We start from the raw sequence: 15,261 nt of genomic DNA on the forward strand, positions 1-15,261 counted from the left end.
CGCGTCAGGTGGTTTTAATATCCGATTGCCCGGCGCGCATGACAGTCCGGAATCTCGATACTCATCGCATCGGCATAAATATTCTCCAGCTGGGTGGCGGCCGCTGCCCAACTGAACTGCTGGGCGTGATCGACGGCGGCTTCGCCCATGGCGATGCGGCGGGGGTCGTCGTCAAGCAACTGCTCTAGCGCGTCAGCCCAATCCTGCGCCGAATGGGAGTGAACGAGCAAGCCCGTGTCACCATCCGCGACGGCAATAGGCAAGCCGCCGACGGCCGCTGCCACCACGGGCGTTCCGGAGGCCTGCGCTTCCATGGCTACCAGCCCGAAAGACTCGTTATAGCTGGGCACCGCGACGATATCCGCGGCTTGATAGATGGCCACGAGCTCCTGCGGCGGGCGCGGGCTCAGGAAGCGCACGACGCGCTCCACCCCCAGCTCACGAGCGAGGTTGTGGTAGGCATCCGGCGAGGAATTCGCCCCAGAGGCACCGCCACAGATGATCACGCGCAGGCGACGATCCGGATCGCGCTCCATCAGCTCCGCGGCGGCGCGGATGAGCACGTCGGGGCCCTTGAACTTTTGCAGGCGACCCACAAAGGCCACGACTTTGGTGTGCAGCGGGATGCCCAGCTGGCGGCGGGCGCGCTCCGTCATACGGTCTGTACCCGGGGTATACAGCTCGGTATCTGCACCCGGGGAGACCACGACGATATTCTCCGGCGAGGCGTCGTAATGCTCGATCAGATCGCGGGTTTCCTGGGCGGTGTTGACCACCAGGATGTCGGCGTTATCCACCAGTTGCTGCTCGCAAATGCGGCGGGCTTCGGTTTCCGGGGTGTCATCGAGCGTGCGGTGCACGTTCTTCACCGCGGCCAGCGTGTGTGCGGTGTGGACAAGAGGGACGTCCCAAAGGTCACGCAGCAGCCAGCCCACCTGGCCGGAGAGCCAGTAGTGGGAGTGGATAACGTCATACTCCACCTCAAAACAGCGCGCGAAGTTGAAGATGCCGCCCGTGAACGCGGCCAGCTGCGTGGACAGTTCCTCCTTGCTGAGGCCTTCATAGGGTCCCGCCACAATATTGATGACGCGCAGGCGCTCCTCGACGTCCACCACTTCCCCCTGACTGGGGCGCGTGGCGCGAGTGAAAATATCGACCTCTACGCCGAGGCGCGCGAGCTGGCGGGCAGTGTTAAGAACATAGACATTCATGCCGCCCGCGTCCCCGGAACCGGGCTGTTCAAGGGGCGAGGTGTGCATGGAAATCATCGCGATGCGCATAATTTTCCAGTGTATCCCGAAACGAGCCGCGTTATACTGGCCCGTACCTCAACCTACGCGACCGAAAGGTGAATCGATGTCGGCATACGAGTCCAAGGCGTGGCTCCAGTACTACCCGGAGTGGACCCCGCACAGCTTGGAGTACGGGGACACCACGCTTCTCGACGTTTACGACAACAACCTCGCGCTCCACCCCGACAAGCCGGCAACCTACTTCTTCGGCCGCACGCAGACCTATGCCGAGTTGGACAAGCAGGTTCGCCGCGCAGCCGCCGGCCTTCGCGCCTTCGGCGTGCGCCCGGGAGACCGCGTTGCCATCGTCGCCCCCAACTGCCCGCAGTTCATCTCCGCCTTTTGGGCCGTACTCAAGCTGGGCGCCATCGCGGTGCTCCACAACCCGCTCTACACCGCCCACGAGCTGGAGGGCCTGTTTAAGAACCACGGCGCACGCATCGCCATTGCGTGGGATAAAACGGCCTCCACCTTGGAGAAGCTGCGCCCGACGACCTCCCTGGAGACCGTCGTCTCCATCAACATGATCAACGCGATGCCGACTCCGCAGCGCCTAGCCCTGCGCCTGCCTATTCCGCCGCTGAAGTCCAAGCGCGATCAGCTCACCGCCCCGGCCCCGAATACGGTGCCGTGGGAATCCCTCGTGGGCAACGCGATCGGCGGCGATGGTTCTGACGTCATCACCCCGGAGGAAGTCACCAAGGACACCACCGCGCTGATCCTCTACACCTCCGGCACCACTGGTAGCCCCAAGGGTGCGGAGCTGACCCACGGCAACCTCTTCTCCAATATCTTGATGGGCAAGCACTGGGTACCGGGCCTGGGCGATTCCCCTGAGCGCATGCTCGCCGCCCTCCCCTTCTTCCATGCCTATGGCCTGACCATGAACGCCACCTTGGCGCCGCTCATCGCCAGCGAGCTGGTGCTGCTTCCGAGCCCGCAGATGCCGCTCATCATGGATCTCATGAAGAAGCACACCCCAACCTGGGTGCCGGGTGTGCCGACCTTGTACGAGCGCATTGTGGCGAAGGCGGAAGAAAACGACGTCTCCCTCGATGGCGTGCGCGCGGCCTTCTCCGGTGCCTCGACCCTGCCGGTCAATACCGTGGAGAAGTGGGAAAAGTACACCGGTGGCCTGCTCGTGGAGGGCTATGGCCTGACGGAGTGTTCGCCCATCATCGTGGGCAACCCCATGAGCAACGACCGCCGCCCCGGCTACGTGGGCATCCCCTTCCCGGATACCGAAATTCGCATCGCCAACCCGGAGAACCTGGATGAGACCATGCCGGACGGCCAAGAAGGTGAGGTCCTGGCCCGCGGCCCGCAGATTTTCAAGGGCTACTTCGGCGATGAGGAAGCCACCGAGAAGGCCTTCCACAATGGCTGGTTCCGCACCGGTGATATGGGCGTGATGGAGGAAGATGGCTTCATCCGCTTGGTCAGCCGCATTAAGGAAATCATCATCACCGGCGGCTTCAACGTCTACCCCGGCGAGGTTGAGGAAACGCTGCTGGACCACCCAGACGTGGCGGAGGCCGCCGTGGTGGGCCGCCCGCGTTCGGACGGCTCGGAGGACGTCGTGGCCTGCATCGTGCTGAACGACGGCGCCGCGCTCGACCCCGAAGGCCTCAAGGACTACTGCCGCGAGCGCCTGACCCGCTACAAGGTGCCGCGCACCTTCTACCATTTTGAGAAGCTGGCCACGGACCAGCTGGGCAAGATTCGCCGCCGCGAGGTTCAGGCGGATCTACTGGAGCGCCTCAAGGCTGAATAATAGCGCTGCATAACCCCGGAGCGATCCCTGCGCGATAGACGCATATCACCGGGGTTATAATATTTTCACTCCTCTAAGCAACTTTGCTAATTTTTGCGAGACTTCTGTCACAAGTTGGTTATACTGTTCCACACATAATAAGTTTGACCACCTAAGGAGTTCGCGAACATGACCGAATCCCCTGCCCAGGCCCCCTCCGCCTTTGAGACGAAAGCCTGGCTCCAGTATTACCCTGAGTGGACTAAACCCAATCTGGATTACGGCACCGAAACGCTCTTGGACTCCTACCGAGAAACCGTGGAGAAATTCGGCGAAAGGCCCGCCACGTGGTTCTTTGGTCACCAGATGACCTACCGCGAACTCGACACCCACGTGCGCGCCGCCGCAGCGGGGCTTAAGGCCTTCGGCATTCGCCCCGGCGACCGCGTCGCCGTAGCGCTCCCCAACTGCCCCCAGCACGTGGCGGTCTTCTATGCCATCTTGAAGCTCGGGGCGACCGTCGTGGAGCATAACCCGCTCTACACCGCTGCTGAGCTCGAGCCCCTGTTCCAGGACCACGCCGCCCGCGTGGCCGTGGTCTGGGATAAGGCGAGCCCGGTCTTTGAGGAGCTGCGTGATTCCACGCCGCTGGAGACGATCGTTACGGTCAACATGATTGAGGCCATGCCGCGCCCCAAGCAGCTGCTACTGCGCTTGCCCCTTCCTTTCATTAAGGACAAGCGGGCCGAGCTTTCAGTTCCCGCCCCCAACACCGTTCCGTGGAGCACGCTCACAGGCCGCGCCATCGGCGGGCAGGGCCAGAAGCTCGAAGACGCCAAGGTCAACCGCGACGATACCGCACTAATCCTTTACACCTCCGGAACCACCGGCAGACCCAAGGGAGCGGAGCTGACCCACTCCAACCTGTACTGCAACATGAAGATGGCGGAAGCGTGGGTGCCCGAATTGGGCAAGAAGCCCGAGCGCATGCTCGCCGCCCTCCCCCTCTTCCACGTCTATGGACTCACCCTCATCGCCGCCCTTGGCGTACACATTGGCGGCGAGCTGGTCCTCACCCCTGCACCGAAGGTTCCTCTGCTCCTCGACATCATGAAGAAGCGCCTCCCCACCTGGATGCCGGGCGTGCCCACGATCTACTCCAAGGTTATGGAGGCAGCCAAGGAACAGAACATCGATCTCCACGGCATCGGGAACAGCCTCTCGGGCGCAGCAGCGCTACCAGAGGAGATCGTTGAGGAATGGGAGATGCTGACCGGCGGCCTGCTCGTGGAGGGCTATGGGCTCACGGAAACCTCGCCGATCGTGGCCGCAAACCCGCTCAACAAGAACCGCCGCCCCGGCTATATCGGCATCCCCTTCCCGGATACCGAGGTGCGCATCGGCAACCCAGACAACCTCAGCGAGACCCAGCCGGATGGCACCGCGGGCGAACTCCTCGTGCGCGGGCCGCAGGTGTTCAAAGGCTACTTCAACATGCCGGAGGCCACCGAGCAGTCCTTCCACGAAGGGTGGTACCGCACGGGTGACATGGCAATCATGGAATCCGATGGCTTCATCAAGATCGTCTCCCGCATCAAGGAAATGATCATTACCGGCGGCTTCAATGTGTACCCGGCCGAAGTGGAAGACGTTATCCGCCAGCACCCGGACGTTACCAACGTGGCCATCGTCGGCCGTCCGCGCGCGGACGGCTCCGAGGATGTCGTGGCCTGCATCATCCTGGAGGATGGCGCGGTGCTCGATCCAGAGGGCCTCAAGGACTACTGCCGCGAGCGCCTGACCCGCTACAAGGTACCGCGCACCTTCTACCACTTCGAGCACCTGGCCTCCGACCAGCTTGGCAAGGTCCGCCGCCGCGAAGTGCAGCAGGACCTCCTCAAACTGCTCGGCAAAGAAGCTTCCGCCTAAGCCGCGCGGTCGATATAGCGCATCACGCGCGTGGGGTTGAAGGTTCGGTAGAACGCTTCACCAGCACCGACAAGCTGGCTCACCAACGTGCTGAGCTGCCAATCCAGCTGCTCATCGGTGTAGCCCCACTTCGTGGGAATGCGGGCCGTGGCCACCAAGACCAGGTCCTGCCCATCGCCGCCATCGAGGTTCACCACCTCGATGCGCGCGGAGTAGACATACTGATCATCGTTCATAAACTCGGCCCAGCGCACGAGTGCATCAAGGTCGCACGCACAGCGGCCGGAGGGCGTGACGAGGCGGAGTTCAATATCCCCGGAGCCATCACGAGCGGATTCAATAGTGATCGCGTGTTCATTGATGAGGATGCTCACGGCCCCGTTCCGGTGGTCCACCACGTGAACGGACGTGCCGATCATCGCCAGGCGCGTGGCGCGCTCGTGCACCCGCCACATCCCCACCGCTGAAACCCCATAGGCCTCGCTGAAATAGTGGGGCGATACCGGCTTAAGCCCAGACCCCTTCCGTGGCTTGGAGGGCTCTTCCGGAAACTGCTCATCTAGGCGCGCGAAGACCGCCGACATTTCGGCCGCATAGCCCGCGATAATGCTCTTGAGTTGAGCATTCGTGGCCGTCGACGGCAGATAAGGCGGCGCAAGGACCAGCAGGTGGGTATGCATAGTAGAGCTTCCACAGGGCTCGGCAACGAGGTTGCCAGAGATTCCACCGCCGTTGAGATCATTGACCTCCATGCGCAAAGGCTGCCGGTCCGGGTTGAAGCGCACTGCACCGCCCCAATACCCAAGGACACAGAGGCCGCCCATCTCTTCATTGACGTCGACACTTAAGAATCCGCCCGCAATTTTGATGGTAGGCAAGCCGGTGGAGAAATCTTCCTCCAGCTTTCCGGCCAGCTTGGTCATGGTTTTGATGACTCGGCTTTTGCTGAGCCGAGCTGGTGTCTTGTTTGTTTTCTCGGTTGCTGATTGAGACATAGTCCCCCCTTGTTTTTCTTTTCTTTCATGCTGCGCGAACCGATGCTGAGCCACCCCTGCTCCTCCCCGAGCCGCTGCAGTGAGGCCAAGAATACAAAAGGTTGCGCAACTTCGCGCAGCGGCGACGCGGCGAGTACCCCCACAACCCAAACGTGAGAAAAACCTCACATTTTCCGCGCGGGAGGCCGCTTTGCGCGAAGGCTTCGACTACGGTGGCACATCATGATTGTTCTGTAGGGCTAACTAATCTTGCCCACAGCTCTTCATAAAACCGTTCCCCATCAGCTCAAAAGAGGAAAGATGCCTGTTACTATGCTGCATTCCATGCCCCGCCCGGCCGTACTTTTCGCCGGACAAGGCTCCGATTGGCAGGGTTTCATCACCACCGCCGCGCAGTCTGCCGCCACTGCTGACACCCTGCGCGAGACCCTCGCCCAGGCACGCAGCCTCACCGGCCCCGCCGCACGCACCATCGCCTCCACGTGCCCCGGCGCGCTCGAGCGCCTCGAGCAGCTCATTGCGGGTTCCACCGAGTCCACGTCCCTCGATGCCCTGCCGGCGGTCTCCATCCCCGGCATCGTCCTCGGCCAGATTGCCGCTATCGAGCAGCTGCGTGACCTGGGCGTCGACATCGACGAGCGCGCTGGGCATTCGCAGGGCAGCTTGGGCGCGTTGGCCGTCGACAAGCCAGCGCAAGCCCTGGCCCTGGCCATCCTGATGGGCACCGCCGCCAGCGCGGTCAACGGCTCCGATCCGCGCTCCCAGATGCTGTCCATTCGCGGCCTGGAGCGCAGCTTCATCACCGAGTACCTGCACGGCACCGCCGCCATCGCCGTGGTCAACGGCCGCCGCCACTTTGCGCTGTCCGGCAGCCCGGAGGACCTGGCTGCCACCCGCACCGCCATCGACGAGGCTGTGAAGAGCTTCAACGCCGAGCTGGAGAAGCGTACCGTCGGCGGCGATGAGCTCAGCCCCCGCTTTGATGAGCTGCCCGTGGCCCTTCCCTTCCACAACCCGGTGCTCGCCCCAGCGGCCGAGCGCACCGTGACGCTGGCTAAGCAGTGCGGCCTCGACGCGGATGAGGCCCGCGCGCAGGCCGAAGCCATCCTGGTCACCGAACACGACTGGCCGGCCACGCTCGCCGCGCTCGACTCCGAGCACCTCATTGTTCTCGACCGCGCCTTGGCGAACATCACCCGCCGCGTGGTGGAAGGCACGGGAGTCACGGTGGTCTCGGCCGCCACCCCGCAGGAGCTTGATGCGCTGGCGACGCCGGGCGCTGAACTGCCCAAGACCCTGAACTACGCTGACTTCGCCCCGCGCACCATCGAGCTTCCCAATGGCCGCACCTATACCCAGACCCGCTTCTCCGATCTCACGGGCCTGTCCCCGATCATGCTGGGCGGCATGACGCCGACCTCCGCTGATGGTGAGATCGTGGCCGCGGCAGCCAACGCTGGCCACTGGACGGAGATGGCCGGCGGCGGCATGTACTCCGATGAGGTCTTCCGCGCCCACCTGGCCACAATGGAGCAGCACCTGCGCCCTGGCCGCACGGCGCAGTTCAACACCATGTTCTTTGACCGCTTCCTGTGGAACCTGCACTTCGGCCAGGCGCGCATCGTGCCCAAGGCACGCGCGGCCGGTGCGGCTTTCAACGGCGTGTGCATCTCCGCCGGTATCCCGGAAGTAGAGGAAGCTGGCGAGCTGCTGGACCGCCTTCACGCCGATGGTTTCCCCTTCATCTCCTTCAAGCCCGGCACCGCGAAGCAGATCCGGGATGTGCTGGCCATCGCCACGGCCTACCCGGAGGACCGCATCATCATGCAGGTCGAGGACGGCCACGCCGGCGGCCACCACTCCTGGGTCAACCTGGATGACATGCTGCTGGATACCTACGCCGAAATCCGCCAGCACCCCAACGTCTACCTGGCGGTCGGCGGCGGCATCGCCTCCCCGGATCGCGCCACCTCCTACCTCACCGGTGAGTGGGCGAAGAAGCACGCTATGCCGGCCATGCCTGTCGACGCCGTCTTCCTCGGCACCGTCGCCATGGCCACCAAGGAAGCCAAGGCCACCGATTCGGTGAAGGACCTGCTGGTCAACACGGAAGGCATTTCGCCTTCCAAGAACGGCGGATGGGTCGGCCGCGGCACCGGTGCGAACGGCGTGGCATCCTCGCAGTCGCACCTTTTGGCGGACATCCACGACCTGGATAATTCCTTCGCCGCGGCCTCGCGCCTGATTACTTCCCTGAGCATCGAGGAATACCCGGCCCACCGCCAGGAGATCATCGACGCCTTGGCCAAGACCTGCAAGCCTTACTTCGGCGATGTGGAGTCCATGACCTACGCGGAGTGGCTCGAGCGCTTCGTGGAGCTGGCCCATCCGTTCGTGGATCCCAGCTGGGATGACCGCTTCTTCGATCTCCTGCACCGCGTCGAAGCCCGCCTGAACCCGGCCGACCATGGCCAGATTGAAACTCTCTTCCCCGCTGTGGAAGCTGTGCACGATGCCCCGCAGGCCGTGGCCAAGCTGCTGGATGCTTACCCTGCCGCACGCACCACCGAGGTCTCCGCGCGCGATGCCGCCTGGTGGATTTCCCTGCACTACAAGCACGTCAAGCCCATGCCGTGGGTACCGGCCCTGGACGGTGACCTGAAGTCCTGGTTTGGCAAGGACACCCTCTGGCAGGCACAGGATGAGCGCTACACCGCTGACCAGGTGCGCATCATCCCCGGCCCCGTGGCCGTGGCGGGCATTACCAAGAAGAACGAGCCCGTGGCGGACCTGCTTGCCCGCTTCGAGCAGGCCACCACGGATGCGCTGCTGGAGCAGGGCTCGACCCCGCAGAAGGCTTTCTCCCGCCTGAACTCCGCCGCCGATGAAGCCGCATTCCTGCGCACTTCTCCTACCCTGCTGTGGCACGGCCACCTCATGGCCAACCCGGCTTATGAGATGGATGAGAACGCCTTCGACCTGCGCCAGGATGCTGAAGGCAACTGGGAGATTGTTATCACGGCGGACTCCTATTGGGATGACCTGCCGGAGGAGCAGCGCCCCTTCTACGTTCGCGAGGTCACCGTCCCTGTGGACCTGCCGGAGGATGTAGCCACGGGTGGCTCCCCGGTGGTCTCCGAGGAGCGCCTGCCTAACTCCGTCTTCACCCTCCTGGAGGGCTTGGCTGGTGTCGGCTCCACGGCAGAGCAGGGCGATGAGATCACTAAGATGCCCACCGTCGAGTCCGGCTACTCCTTCCACTTCCCTGCTTCGCTGCTCTCCGCACACAGCGCGGTGACCTGCGGTGAGTCCTCCACAGAGAAAGCCGGCACCCCGGATGTCCTGGTCGGCCCGTGCTGGCCGGCCATCTATGCCGCGCTCGGCTCCGGCCGCCTAGAGGATGGCTACCCGGTCATCGAAGGCCTGCTTAACGCGGTGCACTTGGACCACGTCATCGACCTGCGCGTGCCGCTGGAGCAGCTTGCCGACGGCCGCCAGATCGACGTCACCTCCTCCTGCACTGCCATCGAGGAATCCGTCTCCGGACGCATCGTGACGGTGGAGCTCGAGCTCAAGGATCACGTTTCCGGTGACATCGTGGCCACGCAGATGCACCGCTTTGCCATCCGCGGCCGCGCCACCGGCACCGCCGCACCGAGCCAGGCACCGGAGTGGGGCGGCGGCAAGTCCGCCACCAAGGTGGTACCAACGCCGCGCTCCTTCGTCGACCGCGCCACCGTCACCGCCCCGCAGGACATGACGCCGTTTGCGCTGGTTTCCGGTGACTACAACCCGATTCACACGTCCTATAATGCGGCCCAGCTGGTTAACCTGCAGGCACCGTTGGTGCACGGCATGTGGCTCTCGGCCGCGGCACAGCAGGTGGCCGGCCGCCACGGCCGCGTGGTGGGCTGGACCTATTCCATGTACGGCATGGTGCAGCTGGGTGATGACATCGAGGTCACCGTCGAGCGCGTCGGCCGCAAGGGCATCCACCAGGCCCTCGAAGTCACCTGCCGCATCGAGGGCGAAGTCGTCTCCCGCGGACAGGCCCTGCTTGCCGCGCCGACCACGGCGTACGTCTACCCCGGCCAAGGCATCCAGGCCGAAGGCATGGGCAAGGGCGACCGCCAGGCCTCTCCGGCAGCGCGCGAGGCCTGGCGCCGTGCCGATGCGCATACCCGCGAAAACCTCGGCTTTAGCATCCAGAAAGTCATCGATGAGAACCCGACGGAGCTCACCGTTCGCGGCACCACCTTCCGCCACCCGCAGGGCGTGCTGCACCTGACCCAGTTCACCCAGGTGGCCCTGGCTGTGGTGGCCTATGCCCAGACCGAGCGCCTGCGCGCCGAGGACGCCCTGGCCCCGACCTCCTATTTCGCCGGCCACTCCCTGGGCGAGTACACCGCGCTGGCCTCGCTGGCGAATATCTTTGACCTTGAGGGTGTCATCGACATCGTCTACTCCCGCGGCTCCGCCATGGGCAGCCTGGTCCCGCGCGATGCGGAGGGCAACTCCGAGTACGCCATGGCGGCACTGCGCCCGAACATGGCCGGCATTGATGCAGACAGCGTCGACGCCTGGGTGGCTGAGGTCTCCGAGGCCAGCGGTGAGTTCCTGGAGATTGTTAACTACAACATCCGCGGCCAGCAGTACTCCGTCGCCGGCACCAAGAAGGGACTCAAAGCCCTGGTGGATAAGGCCAATGCCATCGCCCCGCGCGCGGCGGTCATGGTCCCGGGTATCGATGTTCCTTTCCACTCCCGCGTACTGCGCGAGGGCGTTCCGGCCTTCGCGGAGAAGCTCGATGAGCTGCTGCCGCAGGAGCTGGATCTGGATGCCCTGGTAGGCCGCTACATCCCGAACCTGGTGGCCCGCCCCTTCGAACTCACCCAGGACTTCGTCGACGCCGTGGCACCGCTGGCTCCCTCCGGCAAGCTGGACGGGCTGAAGGTGGAGGACCTGAACGAGCACGAGCTCGCCCGCCTGCTGCTCATCGAGCTACTGTCCTGGCAGTTCGCTTCGCCTGTGCGCTGGATTGAGACCCAGGAGCTCCTCTTTGGCAAGGTCGAGCAGATCATCGAGGTCGGCTTGGCTTCTTCCCCGACGCTGACCAACCTGGCTACCCGCTCGCTGGCCGTCGCCGGCATCCCGGAGGGCACCATCCGCGTGCTCAATGTTGAGCGCGACCAGGAGCAGGTCATGCTTGCCGACGTCTCCGAAGCCCCCGCCGCCGCACCGGCTCCGGAATCCGCTGCGGAGGAAGCTCCGCAGGCCAGCGAAGCACCAGTCGAGGCTGCCGAGGCTCCGGCTGCGGCCGAGCCAGCTACACCGGCTCCTGCACCTACCGCGTCAGCTGCCTCCGGCGACGCCCCCGAGCTGCGCTTTGGTGCGGCGGAGGCCATCATGGTGCTCTTCGCCTTCCAGAACAAGATCCGCGTGGACCAGATCACGGACTCCGACACCGTGGAAGAGCTGACCAACGGCGTGTCTTCGCGCCGTAATCAGCTGCTCATGGACATGTCCGCGGAAATCGGCGTGCCGGCCATCGATGGCGCCGCCGATGCCGACGTGGCCACGCTGCGCGAGAAGGTCGCCACCGCCGCCCCGGGCTACTCCGCTTTCGGCCCGGTTCTGGGTGAGGCCGTCGGCGCGCGCCTGCGCCAGCTCTTCGGCGCTGCGGGTCTCAAGCCCACCGCCGTGGCGGACTACGTCACCGGAACCTGGGGCCTGCCCGAATCCTGGGTTGCCCACGTCGAGGCGGAGATCCTGCTCGGCTCCCGTGAAGAGGACTCCGTGCGCGGCGGCTCGCTGAGCACCGTGCCGGCGAGCACTACCTCGAAGTCCGCAGCACACGAGCTGATCGACGCCGCCGTCCAAGCCGTCGCCGCTACCCACGGTGCCTCCGTGTCCAAGGGCGCGGCCGCCGGTGGTGCCGGTGGCGGTGCCGTGGTTGACTCTGCTGCTTTGGATGCCTTCGCCGAGACCGTCACCGGTGAGAGCGGTGTGCTGGCTACTGTTGCCCGCCAGGTTCTTTCCCAGCTGGGCTTGGACTCCGAACCGGAGCTCATCGAGGCACCGGATACCACCGTCATCGATGCCGTCGAGGCAGAGCTCGGCTCCGGCTGGCTCAAGTCCGTCACGCCCTCCTTCGATGCGAACAAGGCCGTGCTTTTCGACGACTCCTGGGCCATCGCCCGCGAGCGCCTCGCCCGCCTGGCACTGGGCCAGGCCGAGTACCCGGTGAACAGCTTCCGCGGTGCCGGCGAGGATCTGGCGCGTCAGGCGCGCTGGTGGAAGCGCGAGGATATCGCCAAGGCCGCAATGGACACCACCCCCGGCGCGTATGCCGGTGAGGTTGCCCTGGTCACGGGTGCTGCCCCTGGTTCCATCGCCACCGCGCTGGTGGAGCGCCTGCTGGAGGGCGGCGCAACCGTCATCATGACTGCCTCTCGTGTCAGCCAGGCCCGCAAGGAATTCGCGCGCACGCTCTACGCCGAGCACGGGGCTGCTGGTTCCGCCTTGTGGCTGGTCCCGGCAAACCTGTCGAGCTTCCGCGATATCGATGCGCTCATCGACTGGATCGGCTCCGAGCAACGCGAGTCCGTGGGCAACGAGGTCAAGATCCTCAAACCGGCCCTCACTCCGACGCTGGCCTTCCCCTTCGCCGCGCCGAGCGTATCCGGCTCGCTGGCGGATGCCTCCGGTACCACCGAGGCGCAGGCCCGCTTGCTGCTGTGGTCCGTCGAGCGCACCATCGCGGGGCTGGCACGGCTGAGCCAGGAGGATGTGGACAAGCGCTGCCACGTTGTCCTGCCGGGCTCGCCCAACCGCGGCACCTTCGGTGGCGACGGCGCCTACGGCGAGGTCAAGGCAGCACTCGATGCCATCCTCAACAAGTGGAAAGTCGAAGCCGGCTGGCCGCAGGGTGTCACGCTGGCGCAGGCCAAGATCGGCTGGGTCGCCGGCACGCACCTCATGGGCGGCAACGATGGGCTGGTGCCCGCCGCCGAGAAGGCCGGCATCAAGGTGTGGAGCCCGGAGGAGATTTCCGCCGAGCTCATGGACCTGGCCAGCGCCGATTCGCGCGAGCAGGCAGCTCACGCCCCGCTGGAGAAGGACCTCACCGGCGGCTTGGAGGGCTTCTCCCTCAAGGAGCTCGCCGCAGATGTGGAGCCGGCAGGAACCACTGGCGCAGCTGCACATGAGGAAAAGGACGCCCCCGCCACCATCACCGCACTGCCCAACCAGGTACAAGCAGTACAGCCTGGCCTGGAGGAAGAAGTTGGCCAAGTCACCACGGACCTGGAGGACATGGTGGTCATCGCCGGTATCGGCGAGGTCTCCTCGTGGGGCTCCGGCCGCACGCGCTTCGAGGCCGAGTATGGCCTGCAGCGCGATGGTTCTGCGGAACTGACCGCAGCCGGTGTGCTGGAGCTGGCTTGGATGACCGGGCTGGTGGAATGGCGCGAGGACCCACACCCGGGCTGGTTCGTCGTGGAGAGCGATGAGGAGATCGCCGAGGAGGACATCTTCGAGCGCTTCCGCGATGAGGTCGTCGCACGCTCCGGCGTGCGCACCCTGACGGATAAGTACCACCTCACCGACCGCGGCTCCATCGACCTGACCACCGTCTTCCTCGACCGCGACGTCACCTTCACCGTGGATTCGGAGGCCACCGCCCGCGATATCCAGGACGCGGACCCGGAGTTCGTCAGCATCGTCGAGGAGGACGGCGAATGGCAGGTCACCCGCCGCCAGGGTGCCACCGTCAAGGTCCCGCGCAAGGCCACGCTGACCCGCACCGTCGCCGCCCAGATGCCGGATGACTTCGACGCTGCCAAGTGGGGCATCCCAGAGCACATGCTCGACTCCCTGGACCGCATGGCGGTGTGGAACCTGGTCAGCGCGGTGGATGCCTTCACCCAGGCCGGTTTCTCCCCGGCGGAGCTGCTGCGCTCCATCCACCCGGGTCAGGTGGCCACCACGCAGGGCACCGGTATCGGCGGCATGGAGTCCCTGCACAAGGTCTTCGTCACCCGCTTCCTCGGTGAGGAGCGCCCGTCGGACATCCTGCAGGAAGCCCTGCCGAACGTCATCGCGGCACACACCATGCAGTCCCTGGTGGGCGGCTACGGTTCCATGATTCACCCCATCGGCGCCTGCGCTACCGCAGCGGTGTCGATTGAGGAGGCCGTGGACAAGATTGCCTTGGGCAAGGCCGATGTGGTCGTGGCCGGCGGTATCGACGATGTCCAGGTGGAGTCCCTCCAGGGCTTCGGCGATATGAACGCCACCGCGGAGACCGCCAAGATGACCGCCAAGGGAATCGATGATCGCTTCATCTCCCGCGCCAACGACCGCCGCCGCGGCGGCTTCCTCGAAGGCGAGGGCGGCGGCACGGTCCTGCTCGTTCGTGCCTCATTAGCAGCCGACTTAGGACTGCCGGTGCTCGCGGTGGTCGCGCACGCCGCCTCCTATGGCGACGGCGCCCACACCTCCATCCCGGCCCCTGGCCTGGGTGCACTGGGTGCTGGCCGCGGCCGGGAGAACTCCCGCTTGGCGCGCTCGCTGCGCGGTCTGGGCCTCACCCCCAACGACGTCAGCGTCCTGTCTAAGCACGACACTTCCACCAACGCCAACGATCCCAACGAGTCGGAGCTGCACTCCCTGCTGTGGCCGGCGATTGGCCGCGATGAGGATCAGCCGATGTTCGTCATCTCCCAGAAGACGCTCACCGGCCACTCCAAGGCGGGTGCCGCGCTCTTCCAGACAGGCGGCATCATCGACGTCTTCCGCACGCACCGCATCCCGGCGAACGTGTCCCTGGACTGCGTCGACCCGCTCATCGCCCCGAAGGCGCCGAACCTGGTGTGGCTGCGCTCCCCGCTGGACCTCGGCTCTGCGGGCCACAGCGTGAAGGCCGCGGCACTGACCTCGCTTGGCTTCGGCCACGTCAGCGCGCTCATCGTTTACGCCCACCCCGGCGTGTTTGAGCAGGCTGTGTCCCATCAGCGTGGGGCGGATGCCGCTTCCCAATGGCGTGAGCGCGCCGAGCAGCGCCTGCGTGCTGGCCGCGCCCACTTTGAGGCCGGCATGCTGGGCCGCGCCCCGCTCTTCGAGGTCATCGAAGGCCGCCGCCTCCCGGCACGCGATGCCAAGGCCGCCGAGATTGCCATGCTTCTCGACGACTCCGCGCGCCTCACCGATAACGGCACCTACCCCTCCGCCTAAGGCGCTGGCCCCTAACAGCAAGCCCTAAGAACAAGCCGAGGACGTCCGCAAAGAAGCG

Annotated in this window: 5 protein-coding genes; 3 read left to right on the top strand and 2 right to left on the bottom strand. The window is 65.2% G+C overall.

Going from position 1 to position 15,261, the window contains the following annotated elements:
• Positions 1–14 precede the first annotated feature (14 nt).
• Complete coding sequence (gene mshA / locus HMPREF2896_RS08055) at positions 15–1,280, bottom strand: D-inositol-3-phosphate glycosyltransferase (protein WP_070443953.1); 1,266 nt, start codon at positions 1,278–1,280, stop codon at positions 15–17.
• 76 nt (positions 1,281–1,356) lie between these two features.
• On the opposite strand from mshA, the gene HMPREF2896_RS08060 reads away from it, so the two are divergent.
• Positions 1,357–3,066: a long-chain-fatty-acid--CoA ligase gene (locus HMPREF2896_RS08060; protein ID WP_070711019.1), complete on the top strand. Its 1,710-nt coding sequence runs from the start codon at positions 1,357–1,359 to the stop codon at positions 3,064–3,066.
• Positions 3,067–3,234: 168 nt separating this feature from the next.
• Entirely contained in the window at positions 3,235–4,974 is a 1,740-nt protein-coding gene (locus tag HMPREF2896_RS08065; protein ID WP_070711018.1) for a long-chain-fatty-acid--CoA ligase, read from the top strand.
• On the opposite strand, the gene HMPREF2896_RS08070 is transcribed toward HMPREF2896_RS08065, so the two are convergent.
• Positions 4,971–5,969 carry a hypothetical protein gene (locus HMPREF2896_RS08070; protein WP_141754778.1) on the bottom strand — a complete coding sequence of 333 codons (999 nt, stop codon included), beginning with the start codon at positions 5,967–5,969 and terminating at the stop codon, positions 4,971–4,973. The genes HMPREF2896_RS08065 and HMPREF2896_RS08070 overlap by 4 nt on opposite strands.
• A 300-nt stretch (positions 5,970–6,269) precedes the next feature.
• Between HMPREF2896_RS08070 and HMPREF2896_RS08075 the strand changes: the two genes are divergently transcribed.
• The gene (locus HMPREF2896_RS08075; protein ID WP_070719012.1) at positions 6,270–15,203 is read left to right on the top strand and encodes a type I polyketide synthase; all 8,934 of its coding nucleotides are present in this window, start codon (positions 6,270–6,272) and stop codon (positions 15,201–15,203) included.
• Positions 15,204–15,261: the final 58 nt, after the last annotated feature.

Source organism: Corynebacterium sp. HMSC069E04 (assembly GCF_001813175.1).
GTDB lineage: Bacteria > Actinomycetota > Actinomycetes > Mycobacteriales > Mycobacteriaceae > Corynebacterium > Corynebacterium aurimucosum.